The sequence below is a fragment of the Gluconacetobacter diazotrophicus PA1 5 genome (assembly GCF_000067045.1).
Taxonomy (GTDB): Bacteria; Pseudomonadota; Alphaproteobacteria; order Acetobacterales; family Acetobacteraceae; genus Gluconacetobacter; species Gluconacetobacter diazotrophicus.
This window is the reverse complement of sequence record NC_010125.1, coordinates 1767824-1781612: the sequence shown is the minus strand read 5'-3', so window position 1 is coordinate 1781612 and position 13789 is coordinate 1767824. Positions and strand designations below refer to the sequence as shown.

The window sequence follows — 13789 nt, the reverse complement described above, 5'->3', positions numbered from 1 at the left end:
TCTACAGGTGACTCCATCCGGTGCGCTCCAGCGCCAGGATTCCCCCTACCCCGTCCAGTACCTGGACGCCGGATAGCGTGGCGTCGAACGCGCCGATCCGCGTGACCGCCACCCCATGCGTCCGGGCGGCTTCCCGCAGGGCGCCCTCGTGCGCCGGGGGCACGGCCAGCAGCAATTCGTAATCATCCCCGCCGGTCAGGCAGGTCGGCAGCCAGCGGGGGCCCGCCTGCCTGGCGGCCGGCGACAGGGGAACGCGGCCGGCGTCGATCCGGGCGCCGACGCCGCTTTCACGGGCCAAGTGGCCCAGATCCTGCACCAGCCCGTCCGAGACATCCATGGCGGCCGACGCGATTCCGCCCAACCCCAGCCCCAGGCGCGGCCGCGGCAGCCGATAGCGGCCGGCCAGGAACCCGTCGGGATCGGCCACTTCCCCGCGCAGGGCGCGCAGGCCCAGCGCCCCGTCGCCGATCGTCCCGGTCACCCATATCCCGTCGCCGTCGCGCGCGCCGTTGCGCCGCAGGGCCCGGCCGGGTGCCCCATGCCCCAGGATGGTCAGCGACAGCACCAATGGCCCCGGCGTGGAAGTGGTATCGCCCCCCAGCAGGCTGAGCCCATAACGCCCCTGATCGTCCGCCAGGCCCCGGGCGAAACCGGCGAACCAGGCCTCGTCCCGTGCCGGCGGCGTGGTCACCGCCAGCAGATAGCCCAGCGGCATCGCGTCCATCGCCGCCAGGTCGGACAGGTTGCAGCGCAGCAGCTTGCGGCCGACCGTGTCGGCCGGGTCGTCGGGCAGGAAATGTACGCCCTCGACCATCGTATCGACCGCGACGACCAGTTCCCGCCCCGCCGGCGCGCGCAGCAGCGCCGCGTCGTCGGTCAGGCCCAGCGCGCCCTCGCCCGCCAGGGCAAGGAAATGGCGGCGGATGAAGCCGAATTCGGGCGGCAGCGGACCGGCGGGGGGAAGAGCGGCGGACATTCCACGATCCGCCGGATCAGGCCTCTTCGGCCTCGTGCGGGTCTTCGGGCAGGACATCCGCCGGGGTGTCGGCCGCGCGCAGGCGCCGGGCCAGCGTATCCAGCACGCCGTTGACCATCTTGGGCTCGTCGCCCGAGAAGAAGCCGTGCGCGATATCCAGGTATTCGTTGATGATCACCCGGGTCGGTACGCCCCCCGTGGCGGCCAGTTCCGCGCCCGCCGCCCGCAGCAGCGCCCGCAGGACGGGGTCCAGCCGGCCGACCGGCCAGGACGGCGGCAGCACCTCGACGATCAGCGCGTCGATCTGTTCGCGCCGGGCCACGGCCGCGCGGGCCACCTGCTCGAACAGCCGGATGTCGGCTTCCGGCACGCGGCCGTCCTCGTATTCCTCGCCCTGGTCCGCGCCGGACGCGGTGCCCAGCCGGTGGCGCAGGAACTGCGCGATCACCGTGTCGGGCGTATCGCCCGCCTGTTCGATCTGGAACAGGGCCTGCACCACCGCGACGCGCGATGCGGTCCGGGACCGGGGCTTCGAATGGGTCCTGTCGTCGTCCGGTATGCCATTCATGCGCCTGTCTCCTGCTGCCGCGATGTCGCCGAAGGCGGCTTCATCGCCTCTTTACGCCGCCAGGTCCAGACTCTGCTGCGATCGCCGCCGCCGCGTCGCCGGGAACGACCGGCACGTCACCGTCCGCCGTGCCGGGAATCGATTGCAGAATCGCGGCGAAATCCTTGGTTTCCCGGAAATCCCAATGCACGCTGGCAAAGCGGATATAGGCCACGATATCGACCTCGCGCAGCGTGCCCATCACCAGCTTGCCGATATCGCGCGACGGGATGTCGGTTTCGCCCGATGCCTCCAGCTGGCGAACCAGCCCGTTGACGATGCGTTCGATCCGTTCCTCATCGACCGGGCGCTTGCGCAACGCGATGCGCACCGATCGGGCCAGCTTGTCGCGCTCGAACGGCACACGCCGGTCGTCGGCCTTGACCACATACAGGTCGCGCAACTGCACGCGCTCGATCGTGGTGAATCGCTGGCTGCACGCCGCGCAGATCCGGCGGCGACGGATCGCGGCCCCATCCTCGTGCGGGCGGCTGTCTTTGACCTGGGTATCCTCGTGACCACAAAAAGGGCATCGCATGCGTGCGGCAATCCTGACCGGCGTTCGTTTGGCACCGAGATGCGCATGAAATCGGCCGGGTGCAAGAGCGGCAGTCAGGATCGGCCGACCACCTGCCCGGTTCGTTCCCCGATTTTGTCCAATGCATCCATGCTGGTATCGTCCCTGGATGACGAAGGTGAGGACTCCCACCATGAAGCGACGCGTGTTGCCGATCGGACTGTTCGCCCTGCTGGCCGGCTGGGGCCCGTCAGTCCCTGCGCTGTCCCAGGCCGCACTGGCCGGCACTGCCATGACCAGCACCGCCATGGCCGACCCGGCGCCCCCCTCCATTCCCGGCCAGGTCGACGCCGATGGCGATATCGACATCCGCGCGGCCTGGATGCAGGTCATCCGTCCCGATCACAGGATCGCCGCAGGCTACTTCACCATCGAAAACCGGGGCCGGAACGTCCATCTGCTGGACGGCGTGTCGTCGCCCGCCTGCCACGACCTGTTCGCCCACCATACCGAACAGGAAAGCACCCAGGAAACCGCGACGCTGTTTTCCCACCTGGCCCTGCCGGCCCAGACCATCCTGGTCTTCCCGCCCGGGGGCTACCATCTGGTCTGCGTCGGCTATGACGACAGCGTCCAGCCCGGGCGCCGCGTCCCGGTGACGTTTCACTTCATGGGCGGCACGACACGAACCATCCAGTTCGACGTGCGTCCGGCACCCGACACGGCCGATACCGCCCCTTAAAGCAGATCGTGATGAGGTGGAACCACCTGATCACGCACCCTAAAACTCGACCGTCTACGCGGAAGCGTCGGCGGTCAGGGTGCGCCGGACCGCCTGGTGCCAGCCGTCCAGCATGGTACCGCGCTGGGCCAGGTCCATCGTGGGCTGGAACAGGCTGCCGCGCGCCCGGCGGGCGGCCACGTCATCCAGGTCCGTCCACACCCCCGTGGCCAGCCCGGCCAGGAAGGCGGCGCCGGTCGCCGTGGTTTCCAGGTGGCGCGGCCGCTCCACCCGGGCCTGCAGCACGTCGGACAGGAACCGGCAGAACCAGTCATTGGCCGCCATGCCGCCATCGACACGCAGGGTGGTCACCGCCCCGCCGCCGTCCTGCGCCATCGCCGCCATCAGATCGTATGTCTGGTAGGCGACCGATTCCAGCGCCGCGCGGGCGATATGCGCCGCCGTCGCGTCCAGCGTCAGGCCGCAGATCAGCCCCCTGGCCTCGGGGTCCCAATGCGGCGCGCCCAGGCCCACGAATCCCGGCACCATGTAGACGCCGTGACTGTGGGGAATACGCGTCGCCATGTCGTCGGTCTGCGACGCGTGGGTGATCAGGTGCAGCCCGTCGCGCAGCCACTTGATCGCGGCCCCCGCGACGAAGATCGCCCCTTCCAGCGCATAGGTCGTGCGGTCGCCGATCCGGTAGCCGATCGTGGTCAGCATCCGGTTGGCCGACTGCACCGGGGCCGTGCCGGTGTTCAGCAGGACGAAGCAGCCGGTGCCATAGGTCGCCTTGGCCATTCCGGGGGCGAAGCAGGCCTGGCCCACCAGCGCCGCCTGCTGGTCCCCGGCCATGCCCGCCACCGGAATCGGCCGGCCGAACAGGGCGGGATCGGTTTCGCCGTAGATTTCGCTGTTCCCCCGAACCTCGGGCAGCAGCGCCGCCGGAATGCCGAACAACCGCAGCAGGTCGTCGTCCCAGACCTGGCGATGGATGTCGAACAGCAGGGTGCGCGACGCGTTCGTCACATCGGTGGCATGGACCCGCCCGCCGGTCAGGCGCCACAGCAGGAAGCTGTCGATGGTGCCGAAGGCCAGGCGCCCGGCTTCGGCGGACGCGCGCGCGCCGGGGACGTTGTCCAGCATCCAGGCCAGCTTGCTGGCGGAAAAATAGGGGTCCAGCAGCAGGCCGGTCCGGTCGCGCACCAGCCCCTCGCACCCGTCCTGGCGCATGCGGGCGCACATGGACGCCGTGCGGCGGTCCTGCCAGACGATGGCGCGATGGATGGGGGTTCCGGTCGCGCGGTCCCAGACCACGATGGTCTCGCGCTGGTTGGTGATGCCCAGGGCCGCGATCGCATCCACCCCGCCGCCCTGTTCGATCGCCGCGCGCGCGGTCGAAAGCGCATCGCGCCAGATCTCTTCCGCGTCATGCTCGACCCAGCCATGGTCGGGATAATGCTGCGCGAACTCGATCCGCGATGTCGCCAGCGGCGTCGCGTCGCGATCGAAGATGATGCTGCGGGTGGACGTCGTGCCCTGATCGATCGCCAGGATGGTCGTCTTCTTGTTCATGATTTTCTTGTCTCCCGACTTGGAATGACCGTCACGACGACCGCCGGATCGCGGCATCGGATGCGGGCAGGGTCTCGACCAGGACCGGCGGCTGCCGGCGCGGCATGTAGGGCCGGATCAGCATCTGGTACGCCCCTGCCCCGACCACGCCGCCCAGCAGCGGCCCCATGATCGGCACCCACCAGAATACGCCGGGCGACGGCAGGGCGGACGGCCCCCACCCGGCCAGGAAGCAGAACAGGCGCGGCCCCAGGTCGCGCGCCGGGTTCAGGGCCCACGCCTCCAGATATCCCGCGGACCCGCCCAGCGCCGCCACCAGCAGGCCGATGATCAGCGCGCCGGAATTCGCCTGCGGCGCCTGGATATTATATTCGCACGTCACCGCGAAGATGCCGAACAGCAGGATCGCGGTCAGGATGGCCTCGTCCACCAGGGCGTGAAGCGGCGTCACGAAATCCCCGGGATGGGTGAAGAACACCCCGGCGGCCCCGCCGTCATGCAGCCGGTCCAGGTGATGCAACTGGTTGAAGTGATCGATCACCGGCGCATACAGCACGTAGACGATCGCCGCCCCCGCCATCCCGCCCAGCACCTGGACGGCGCTGTAGGGCAGGACCTTGCGCCAGGGAAAGCCCCGATAGAGCGCCAACGCCAGCGTGACGGCCGGGTTGGCGTGCGTGCCCGACACCGCGCCGGTGACGTAGATCGCGATCGTGACCCCCAGCCCCCAGACGATGCAGACCCCCCAATAGGCCGTCTTGTACGGGCTGGGGTCATAGAGCGTGTACATCGCCGCCACGGAATCACCGATCACGATGATGATGAAGACCGCGACGAATTCGGAGATCAGCTCCCCGATGAATTGTCTGTTCCTGAACATGTCCCACTTCTTTTCGGTTTCTTGTTGGGGAAATGTGTGGTTTTCGGTATTCGGCCGGCGCGGTCAGCCGGCCAGGGCGACCCGGGCCGGGCATGGTTCGCGTCTGTCTTCGGGGGCGGCGTCCCGCTGCCGGTCGCGCAGGTAGCGGTCCAGGCGCGCGACATCCTCGTCCGTGACATGCAGCCCGAGGCGGGAGCGACGCCAGAGGATGTCCTCGGCCGTCACCGCCCATTCCTGGCGGACAAGGTAATCGACCTCGCGCGCCGTCAGGCCGCCGCCGAACGATTCGCCCAGGTCCGCCGGGCCGCGCGCATCGCCGATGATGGTCCAGGCCCGCGATCCGTAATCGCGGACCAGCCGCCAGGACTCCTCGGCCGACAGGAAGGGCGCGTCCTTGCGCAGCCGCGCCAGGGCGGAATCGAACCCGCCCGGGCCCAGGTCACCGCCCGGCAGGGCGCGCTCGGCGGTCCATCCGTTGCCCTTCAGGACCGGCAGGAACGGCGCCAGCTTTTCCAGCGCATGTTCGGCCAGCCGGCGATAGGTCGTGATCTTGCCGCCGAAGATCGACAGCAGCGGCGCCGCGTCGGCAGGGTGCGCCCCGGCGGCCACATCGACGTCCAGCACATAATCGCGCGTTACCGCCGATGCGTTCCGCGCCGCGTCGTCATAGAGCGGCCGCACGCCGGCATAGGACCACACGACATCGGCGGGCGAGACCGGGCTGCGCAGATAGCGGTTCACACTGTCGCACAGATAGCGAATTTCATCGGCGGAGATCTCGACCTGTCCCGGATCGGTGGTCCACGGCAGGTCGGTGGTGCCGATCAGGGTGAACTGCCGTTCGTAGGGAATGGCGAAGACGATCCGCTTGTCGGGATTCTGGAAGATATAGGCCTGTTCGCCTTCGAACTGGCGCGGCACCACGATATGGCTGCCCTTGACCAGCCGCACCTGCTTCGTGGTGGCGATGCCCAGCCGGTCGCGCAGCATGCTGCCCACCCAGGGCCCGGCAGCGTTGACCAGGGCCCGTGCCCGGACCGTGCGGGTCCCGCCCGCCGCATCGGCCAGCGTGGCCTGCCACAAACCGTCCACGCGCCGGGCATCGACCAGCGTGGTGCGGGTGCGGATGTCCGCGCCGCGCGTCCGGGCATCCATCGCGTTCAGCACCACCAGCCGGCTGTCCTGCACCCAGCCGTCGGAATAGACGAATCCCCGCTTGAAGGCCGGCTGCAACGGCACCCCCAGCGGATCGCGGTCCAGCCGCACGCCGCGCGAGCGCGGCAGGGTCATCCTGCCCCCCAGATGGTCGTAGAGGAACAGGCCCAGCCGCAGCATCCACGCCGGCCGCACCAGCCGCGAATGCGGCAGCACGAACGACAGCGGCCAGATGATGTGCGGCGCGATGCGCAGCAGCCGCTCGCGCTCGATCAGCGCTTCGCGCACCAGGCGGAATTCGTAATATTCCAGATAGCGCAGGCCGCCATGGATCAGCTTGGTGCTGGCCGACGAGGTATGGCTGGCCAGGTCGTGCTGTTCCACCAGCAGCACCGACGCGCCCCGTCCCACGGCATCCCGCGCGATCCCGGCACCGTTGATGCCACCCCCCACGATCAGCAGGTCATAAGGGGGCCGCGCCGGTTCGCCCCCGTTCGATGCTTCGGACAGCATGCTCGTTTCCTCCCTACGATGTTCGTAAACGAACATCGTAGGGGTCTTCAAGCCTCTCTCATAGCGGGACAAGGCACGTTTTTGTGACAATTTGCGCAGTTTCAGCGGCAGGCAGCAGCAGAAATGTTCGTTTTGGAACGAGGGTTTTCGCTCAGGACTCGGCGATATGCAGGGCGACCCGATGCGCGTCCAGGATCGCGCGCACCGCCGGGGGCGGCGCGCGGTCGGTGAACAGCGCCTGCACGTCCGACAGGTGGCCCACCCGCCCCATCGGCCGGCGCCCGAACTTGGTATGGTCGGCCAGCAGGAAAATCGTGCGGGCGTTGCGCATGATGGCCTGCGCCAGGTCGATCTCGTCCAGGTCGAAATCCAGCAGCGTGCCATCCTCTTCGATCCCGCTGATGCCGATCACGCCGAAATCGGCGCGATACTGGTCGATCAGCGCGGTCGCGGTGGGCCCCGTGATGCCGCCGTCATGCGAGCGCACCGTCCCGCCGGCGATCACGACGCGGAAATCGGATTGCGGCGCCAGGGTGGACGCCACATGCAGGTTGTTGGTGATGATCCGCAGCGCCCGGTGGTGGCGCAGCGCCCGCGCGAACGCCTCGGTCGTCGTGCCGATATTGATGAACAGCGAGGAATTGTCGGGAATTTCCCGCGCCGCCACCTGGCCGATCGCTTCCTTTTCCCGGCGGTTGAGGATCTGCCGTTCCGCATAGGCGATGTTTTCGATCGACGAGACCAGGCCCGCGCCGCCGTGATGGCGCGTCAGCAGCCCGCATCCGGCCAGGTGGTTGACATCGCGCCGGATGGTCTGGACGGCCACGCGCAGCCGCTGGGCCAGGTCCTCGTTCGAGACATAGCCCCGCGTCCGCACCAGGGACAGGATTTCGCGGTGCCGTTCCTCGGTCGGGACGCCGGCCATCGCCCTAGTCCGCCCCGGCCAGGACCTGGAGCACCGCCGCGCCATAGCGATCCAGCTTGGATGCCCCCACGCCCTTGATCCGCGCCAGCGCGTCCAGCGTTGCCGGCCGTTCCACCGCGATGTCGTGCAGCACCGCGTCATGGAAGATCACGTAGGGCGGAATTTCCTGTTCGCGCGCCTCGCCCAGGCGCCAGGCGCGCAGGGCGGCGAACGGTCCCTCGGCTTCGGGCGGCAGCGACACGGCCGCCCGGTCGCCGCCGGCCGCCCGGTTGCTCCGGGTCCCGGCAGCCCGCAGATCGTCGGTGGGGTCGACGCGGAGCATCAGCTTTTCCTCCCCTCGCAGGATGGGACGGGCGGTGGCCTCGTTCAACGCCAGGGCGTTATATTCACCGGAAACCTGCACGATCCCACGGGCGATCAACTGCCGGATGACGCCGCGCCAGAACTGTTCCGGCTTGTCCTTGCCGATGCCGAACACGCTCAACCGGTCATGGCCCCAGCGCCCCGCCATGTCGCTGGTCTTGCCCCGCAGGATCGAGGCCACATGCACGGCGCCGAATTTCTGGCCGATGCGATAGATCGTGGACAGGACCTTCTGCGCGTCCACCGTGCCGTCGAACGAGGCGACGGGATTGCGGCAATTGTCGCAATGCCCGCACGCCGTGGCCAGCGTCTCACCGAAACAGGCCAGCAGCGCCTGGGTGCGGCAGCCCGTGGTCTCGGTCAGGGCGATCATCGCCTCCAGCCGCGCGCTCATGATCCGCTTCTGGGCCTCGGGCGCGCTGGACTGGTCCAGCCAGTGCCGCGCCCGGGCAATGTCGTCGCCGCCATACAGCAGGACGGTCTCGGATTTCTCGCCGTCGCGCCCGGCGCGGCCGATCTGCTGGTAGTACGCCTCGGGCGAGGACGGCATGTCCAGATGCACCACCGTGCGCACGTCCGGCCGGTCGATCCCCATGCCGAAGGCGATGGTCGCCACGATCACCACCGGCTCGCCGGAGCGGAACCGCGCCAGCGCCGCCCGCTTTTCGATCGGCGACAGGCCGGCATGGAACGGCAGGGCGGGCCAGTCCCGCTCGCGCAAGGATCGGGCGACGCGTTCGGTCTTGTTGCGGCTGCCGCAATAGACGATCGCGGCCTCGCCGGCGTGGCGGCCCAGCACGTCCAGCACCTGGCGCATTTCCGAAATCTTGGGCCGGACGGCGATGTCCAGGTTGGGCCGGTGGAAGCTGGCGCGCAGCACGCGGGCATCCGGCATCGCCAGGGCGTCGAGGATATCGGCCTGGGTACGGGGGTCGGCGGTCGCGGTCAGCGCGATACGCGGCACACCGGGGAAATGTTCCGGCAGGCGCGCCAGCGCCCGGTATTCCGGCCGGAATTCATGCCCCCACGCCGAAATGCAGTGCGCCTCGTCGATCGCGATCACCGACAGGGTCAGCCGCGACAGCCGGTCCAGCATCCCCGGCGACAGCAGGCGCTCGGGCGAGACATAGAGGATATCCAGCCGGCCCGCGACCAGGTCGGCGCGAATCCGCGCCGCGTCCTCGGGCTCCAGTTCCGAATGCAGCGCGCCGGCATTGACGCCGACCTGCCGCAACGCCGCGACCTGGTCGTCCATCAGCGCGATCAGCGGTGAAATCACCAGGCCGGTGCCGGGGCGGCTGAGGGCCGGCACCTGGTAGCAGATGCTCTTGCCGCCGCCGGTCGGCATCAGGACCAGGCAGTCGCGCCCGGCCATGACCTCGCCGACCGCCTGTTCCTGCAGGCCCCGGAAGTCGGGGAAGCCGAACACGCGTGACAGGATCGCCCGTGGCGCGTCGCCCGGCGGTTCCGCCTGAAGCGTGTCACCCGGATAGTGATCCGTCATGTCCATGATCCGGCCGCCCCGCGCGTCAGGACGCGCCGATCTCGATCTCGACCCGGCGCGAGCCCACCGCACCGTCCTCGTTGGACGGCGCACGAGGCATCTGGCGGATGCGCCCGGCAGCCACGCCGTCGGCGACAAGCTGGCTCGCAACCTTCTTCGCCCGGTCGACGGCCAGCAGCGCATCGGCCGACAGATCGCCATGGGCCGCGGCATAGCCTTCGACCGTGATGACCGATTGCGGGTCCCGCGCGGCCTGCTGCGCGGCATGCGTCACGACCCACAGGGCCGGATCTTCCAGCTTGACGGAATCGCGGGTGAAGAAGACGACGTATTTTCGCGACGGCTGGCTGGCGCACCCCGCCAGCAGACAAAGACCCACGACCAGTGACAGGCGACGCATCGGCAGACCCCCCTATGATTTCGGCTGATGGATGAATCGGCCGCCAACCATGCGGGAAAGTCAGCGACATAATACGGGATACCTTGGTGCCCGCTGGCTCGCCCCCCGTCAACCGTTCAGGTTCCGCCAATCCGCCGCGTTCAGACGGCGACCGCGACGGCCTTTCCGTCCGACAGGCGCCAGACGCGGTCCAGTCGCTCCACGCCCACCAGCCGATGCGCGATCAGAATGACCGTGCGGTCGGCCGTTACCGAATACAGCGTCTTCAGGAACTCACGCTCGGTCTCGGCATCCAGGCCGGTCGCCGGTTCGTCCAGGATCAGGATCGGCGCGTCGGACAGCAGGGTGCGGGCCAGCGCGATCCGCCGCCCCTGCCCGCCCGACAGCGACGCCCCGCCTTCGCCCAGCCAGGAATCCAGCCCCTCCGGCAGGGCGCGCACGACGTCGCCGACCTGCGCACGGTCCAGGGCGGTCCACAATTCGGCCTCGGTCGCGTCGGGCCCTCCCAGCAGCAGGTTGGCACGGATCGTATCGGCAAACAGGTGCGTCGCCTGCGACAGCCACGCGATCCGCTGCCGGACCGACACGCTGTCCAGCGTCGCCAGGTCCTGCCCGCCCAGCAGGATGCGCCCGGCCTCCGGGCTTGCCACCTTCAGCAGCAGGGCCGCCAGCGTCGATTTGCCGATGCCCGACGGCCCCAGGATCGCAACCCGCGACCCGGCGGGAATGTCCAGCGTCAGCCCGTCGAACACCGCAGCCCGGCCTGCATGGCCCCTGTTGGCCTGCCAGCGAAAGCCGACCTGTTCGAAGCGGATGTCGGCACCCGCCGGCGCGGGCAGCGTGCCCACGGGGGCGGACGGGGCATCCGTATCGCCCACCGAGACGATGCGCGCCGCCGCCCGGCTGATCCCGCCCGCCAGCGCACCAGCGCGCGTCAGGCCGCCCGCGCCCTCGAACCCGGCCACGACCAGGAACAGCAGACCCACCCCGCGCACCGCCGGGATCGGCCCCAGGCCGACCCCCAGGACCGCGGCCAGCACCGCCAGGATCGCGGCCTGCCCGCACAGGTAGACACGGCGCCCAGCAGCGCCAGCAGGCGCGCGGGATCCTCTAAGTCCCTGCAGCATAGCTGCCGCGTCGCGCGCCCGGACGTGGGACAGTACGCGCCCTTCCGCCCCGAAGGCGCGGATTTCCCGCAGACCGGTGACCAGGTCCAGCACCCCGATGCGCAGTCCGGCCAGGCGATGGGTCAGCAGCGCGGCCTCGCGCCGCCCCAGCATCGCCGCCGCCAGCGGCAGCAGGAAGGCCCCGGCCACGAACAGCCCGCCCACGATCGCGGCCAGCGTTGGATCGACCGGGGCCACCGCCAGCACCAGGAACGGCAGGATCAGGCACGCGCCGGCCAGGGGCACGAGAATGCGCAGATACAGCCCGTCCAGCGCCTCGACATCCGACACCAGGCGGGACAGCAGGTCACCGGCGCGCCGGAACCCCAGGCCGGCGGCCGCGCCGCCCGCCAGGCGGCGAAAGAACCAGACCCGGATGTCGGCCAGTGCCCGGAACATCGCGTCATGCGTTACCAGCCGTTCGACATAGCGCAGCACGACGCGCGCCACACCCGACGCCCGCAGCAGCACGACACCGACCACGACAAGGCCCGATACCAGCCCCGCCAGCCGTGCGCCGGCCCCCCGCATCAGGATCAGGCCCGCCATCAGCGCCAGCAGGGACAGCACCCCGCCCGCGATCATCCGTGGCGCCCGCCTGTGCCACAGCGCCATGATCCGCAGGACCGGCGCCACGCCATCCTGTTCTGCCCGATGCGTATCCGGCACGTGACTATCCGACATGGGCATTTCCCCCCACGGCAGGAACCGGGCCGCCGCGATCCGGCCCCGGGTCGCGATTCCGGCCCTGGTTCAGGCCTCGATCCCGGCCCAGGTCCAGGCCGAGATCCAGGCAGGGTCCGCCAAGCACGCGCGCCGCTGCCGAATGGCTGGACAGGATCACCGTCCGCCCCTGCGCCAGGTTCTGCAGGCTGACGAAAATGCCGGCCTCGGTCGCCGGGTCCAGATGGGCGGTCGGTTCGTCCAGCAGCAGAAGCGGCGCGTCCTTCAGATAGGCCCGGGCGATGGCCACACGCTGCGCCTGCCCGCCGGACAGGCCGAACCCGCCCTCGCCGATCACGGTATCCAGGCCGTCCGGCAGGCCGGGCAGGAAGGCATCGACCGACGCCGCGTGCAATGCGGCGCGCAGGGTGGCGTCATCAGCATCCGGCCGCGCGAACAGGATGTTCTCGCGCAGCGTTCCCGCGAACAGGACCGGCTTCTGCCCGATCCACGACACCAGGCCCGACAGGGTGGACGGCGCGATCGCGGTGATGTCGGCGCCGCCGACCAGCACCCGGCCGCTGTCCGGCACGATGAAGCCCAGGAGCATCTCGATGATCGTCGACTTGCCCGATCCCGAAGGCCCGACCAGCGCCAGGGTCTCGCCCGCCGCCACCGTGAAATCCAGGCCCTTCAGCACCGGCCCCCGCGCCGCGTCCCAGGCGAAGGTCACGTCCTGGAAGCGCACGGACACGCCCTGCGACGAAATACGGGGCGTCTGGGCCTGGCCGGCGGCCTGTGCCGGACCGTCCGGCAGGTCGCCCATCGCGGACGCCGCCCCGGCGGCGTGGGCCCGGTCCTGATAGGCCAGGGCCAGCCCGCGCAGCGGCGCGAAGAATTCCGGCACCAGCAGCAGGACGAACAATCCGCGCAGCGTGGCGTCGGCCAGCGCGGGCGTGGTGGCGGCCCCCTGATGCAGGGCCAGCACGACCGCGCCGTTGCGCAGCGCGATCAGCACCAGCGCCACGACCATCGCGCAGTCGATCGAGGCCGAGGACAGGAACGCGACCCGCAGGACCTTCATCGTGCGGCGGCGCAGTTCGTCGGCGGCGTCGGCCAGCCGCCGGGCCTCGTCATCCGTGCGGTTCAGCAGGACGATCGTCGCGATCCCGCGCACCCGGTCCAGGAACCGGGCCTGCAGCCGCGTCATCGCCAGGAACTGGTTGCGCGACGCCACCGCCGCACCGATGCCGAACAGCGCCTGCCCGACAGGGACCGCCAGCCCGCATGCCGCCATGATCGCCGCCGAACCCGGCTGGACCAGCGCCGCCAGGACCGCGATCAGCCCGGGCACGGCGATCCACAGGATGGAGGCCGGAATCCAGCGCGCGAAAAATCCGTCCAGTACCTCGATACGGTCAACGGCCAGCGCCGTCAGTTCCGCGCTGTGCTGGCGGCGCAGGAGGGCCGGCCCCCCGCGCAGGATGTCCGCCAGGACCTCGTAACGCAGCCGCCGCCGCGCGCGGCGGCCCGCCCGCGCCGCCGCGATGTCGCCGCCGGCCAGCAGCAGGCCGCGCAGCAGCGCCAGCCCGGCCAGGGCGGCCAGCAGCACGCCCGCGCCCGTCCCGCCCTTTCCGACCAGGCCATGGGCAAGGATGGATGCCACGCACCACGCCTGTCCCACCGCAACCAGCCCGGACAGCATGCCGATGGCCACGACAGGCGCCGCCTGCCTGCGACCAAGGCGTGACTGCGCCCGCGTCCAGGCCCGCGTCACTGTTTTGTCACCGCTCATGACCGCGCTCTATAATGGATGCGACCGGC

General features: G+C 70.0%; 12 protein-coding genes. 1 reads left to right on the top strand and 11 read right to left on the bottom strand.

What is annotated here, in order from left to right; genetic code table 11:
* Position 1: 1 nt before the first annotated feature.
* The 3 genes from thiL to nrdR are packed head-to-tail and all read right to left on the bottom strand — an operon-like array spanning position 2 to position 2121.
* A complete protein-coding gene (gene thiL / locus GDI_RS08335) occupies positions 2-976 on the bottom strand; it encodes a thiamine-phosphate kinase (protein WP_012225268.1) in 975 nt (324 codons plus the stop codon).
* Between the two features lie 16 nt (positions 977-992).
* Complete coding sequence (gene nusB, locus GDI_RS08330) at positions 993-1544, bottom strand: transcription antitermination factor NusB (protein ID WP_012225267.1); 552 nt, start codon at positions 1542-1544, stop codon at positions 993-995.
* A 40-nt stretch (positions 1545-1584) separates the two neighbouring features.
* Positions 1585-2121 carry a transcriptional regulator NrdR gene (gene nrdR / locus GDI_RS08325; protein ID WP_012225266.1) on the bottom strand — a complete coding sequence of 179 codons (537 nt, stop codon included), beginning with the start codon at positions 2119-2121 and terminating at the stop codon, positions 1585-1587.
* A gap of 172 nt (positions 2122-2293) precedes the next feature.
* On the opposite strand from nrdR, the gene GDI_RS08320 reads away from it, so the two are divergent.
* A complete protein-coding gene (locus tag GDI_RS08320; RefSeq protein WP_012225265.1) occupies positions 2294-2842 on the top strand; it encodes a copper chaperone PCu(A)C in 549 nt (182 codons plus the stop codon).
* Positions 2843-2896: 54 nt separating this feature from the next.
* Here the strand turns inward: GDI_RS08320 and glpK are convergent, their stop codons facing one another.
* From glpK to cydD, 8 genes are all read right to left on the bottom strand, one after another.
* Positions 2897-4396, bottom strand: coding sequence for a glycerol kinase GlpK (glpK, locus tag GDI_RS08315; RefSeq protein ID WP_012225263.1), 1500 nt, complete (start codon positions 4394-4396; stop codon positions 2897-2899).
* A 31-nt stretch (positions 4397-4427) separates the two neighbouring features.
* Positions 4428-5276, bottom strand: coding sequence for an MIP/aquaporin family protein (locus GDI_RS08310; RefSeq protein ID WP_012225261.1), 849 nt, complete (start codon positions 5274-5276; stop codon positions 4428-4430).
* A 63-nt stretch (positions 5277-5339) separates the two neighbouring features.
* Positions 5340-6944, bottom strand: coding sequence for a glycerol-3-phosphate dehydrogenase (gene glpD, locus GDI_RS08305; protein ID WP_012555005.1), 1605 nt, complete (start codon positions 6942-6944; stop codon positions 5340-5342).
* A gap of 151 nt (positions 6945-7095) precedes the next feature.
* Positions 7096-7869 carry a DeoR/GlpR family DNA-binding transcription regulator gene (locus GDI_RS08300; RefSeq protein WP_012225256.1) on the bottom strand — a complete coding sequence of 258 codons (774 nt, stop codon included), beginning with the start codon at positions 7867-7869 and terminating at the stop codon, positions 7096-7098.
* Between the two features lie 4 nt (positions 7870-7873).
* Positions 7874-9736, bottom strand: coding sequence for a DNA helicase RecQ (gene recQ / locus GDI_RS08295; RefSeq protein WP_012555004.1), 1863 nt, complete (start codon positions 9734-9736; stop codon positions 7874-7876).
* Between the two features lie 25 nt (positions 9737-9761).
* A complete protein-coding gene (locus GDI_RS08290; RefSeq protein ID WP_012225253.1) occupies positions 9762-10136 on the bottom strand; it encodes an OmpA family protein in 375 nt (124 codons plus the stop codon).
* A gap of 140 nt (positions 10137-10276) precedes the next feature.
* Positions 10277-11917 (bottom strand): thiol reductant ABC exporter subunit CydC, encoded by a 1641-nt coding sequence (cydC, locus tag GDI_RS08285; RefSeq protein WP_012225252.1) that lies wholly within the window; start codon positions 11915-11917, stop codon positions 10277-10279.
* A 58-nt stretch (positions 11918-11975) separates the two neighbouring features.
* Positions 11976-13760 carry a thiol reductant ABC exporter subunit CydD gene (gene cydD / locus GDI_RS08280; protein WP_041249364.1) on the bottom strand — a complete coding sequence of 595 codons (1785 nt, stop codon included), beginning with the start codon at positions 13758-13760 and terminating at the stop codon, positions 11976-11978.
* Between the last annotated feature and the right edge of the window lie 29 nt (positions 13761-13789).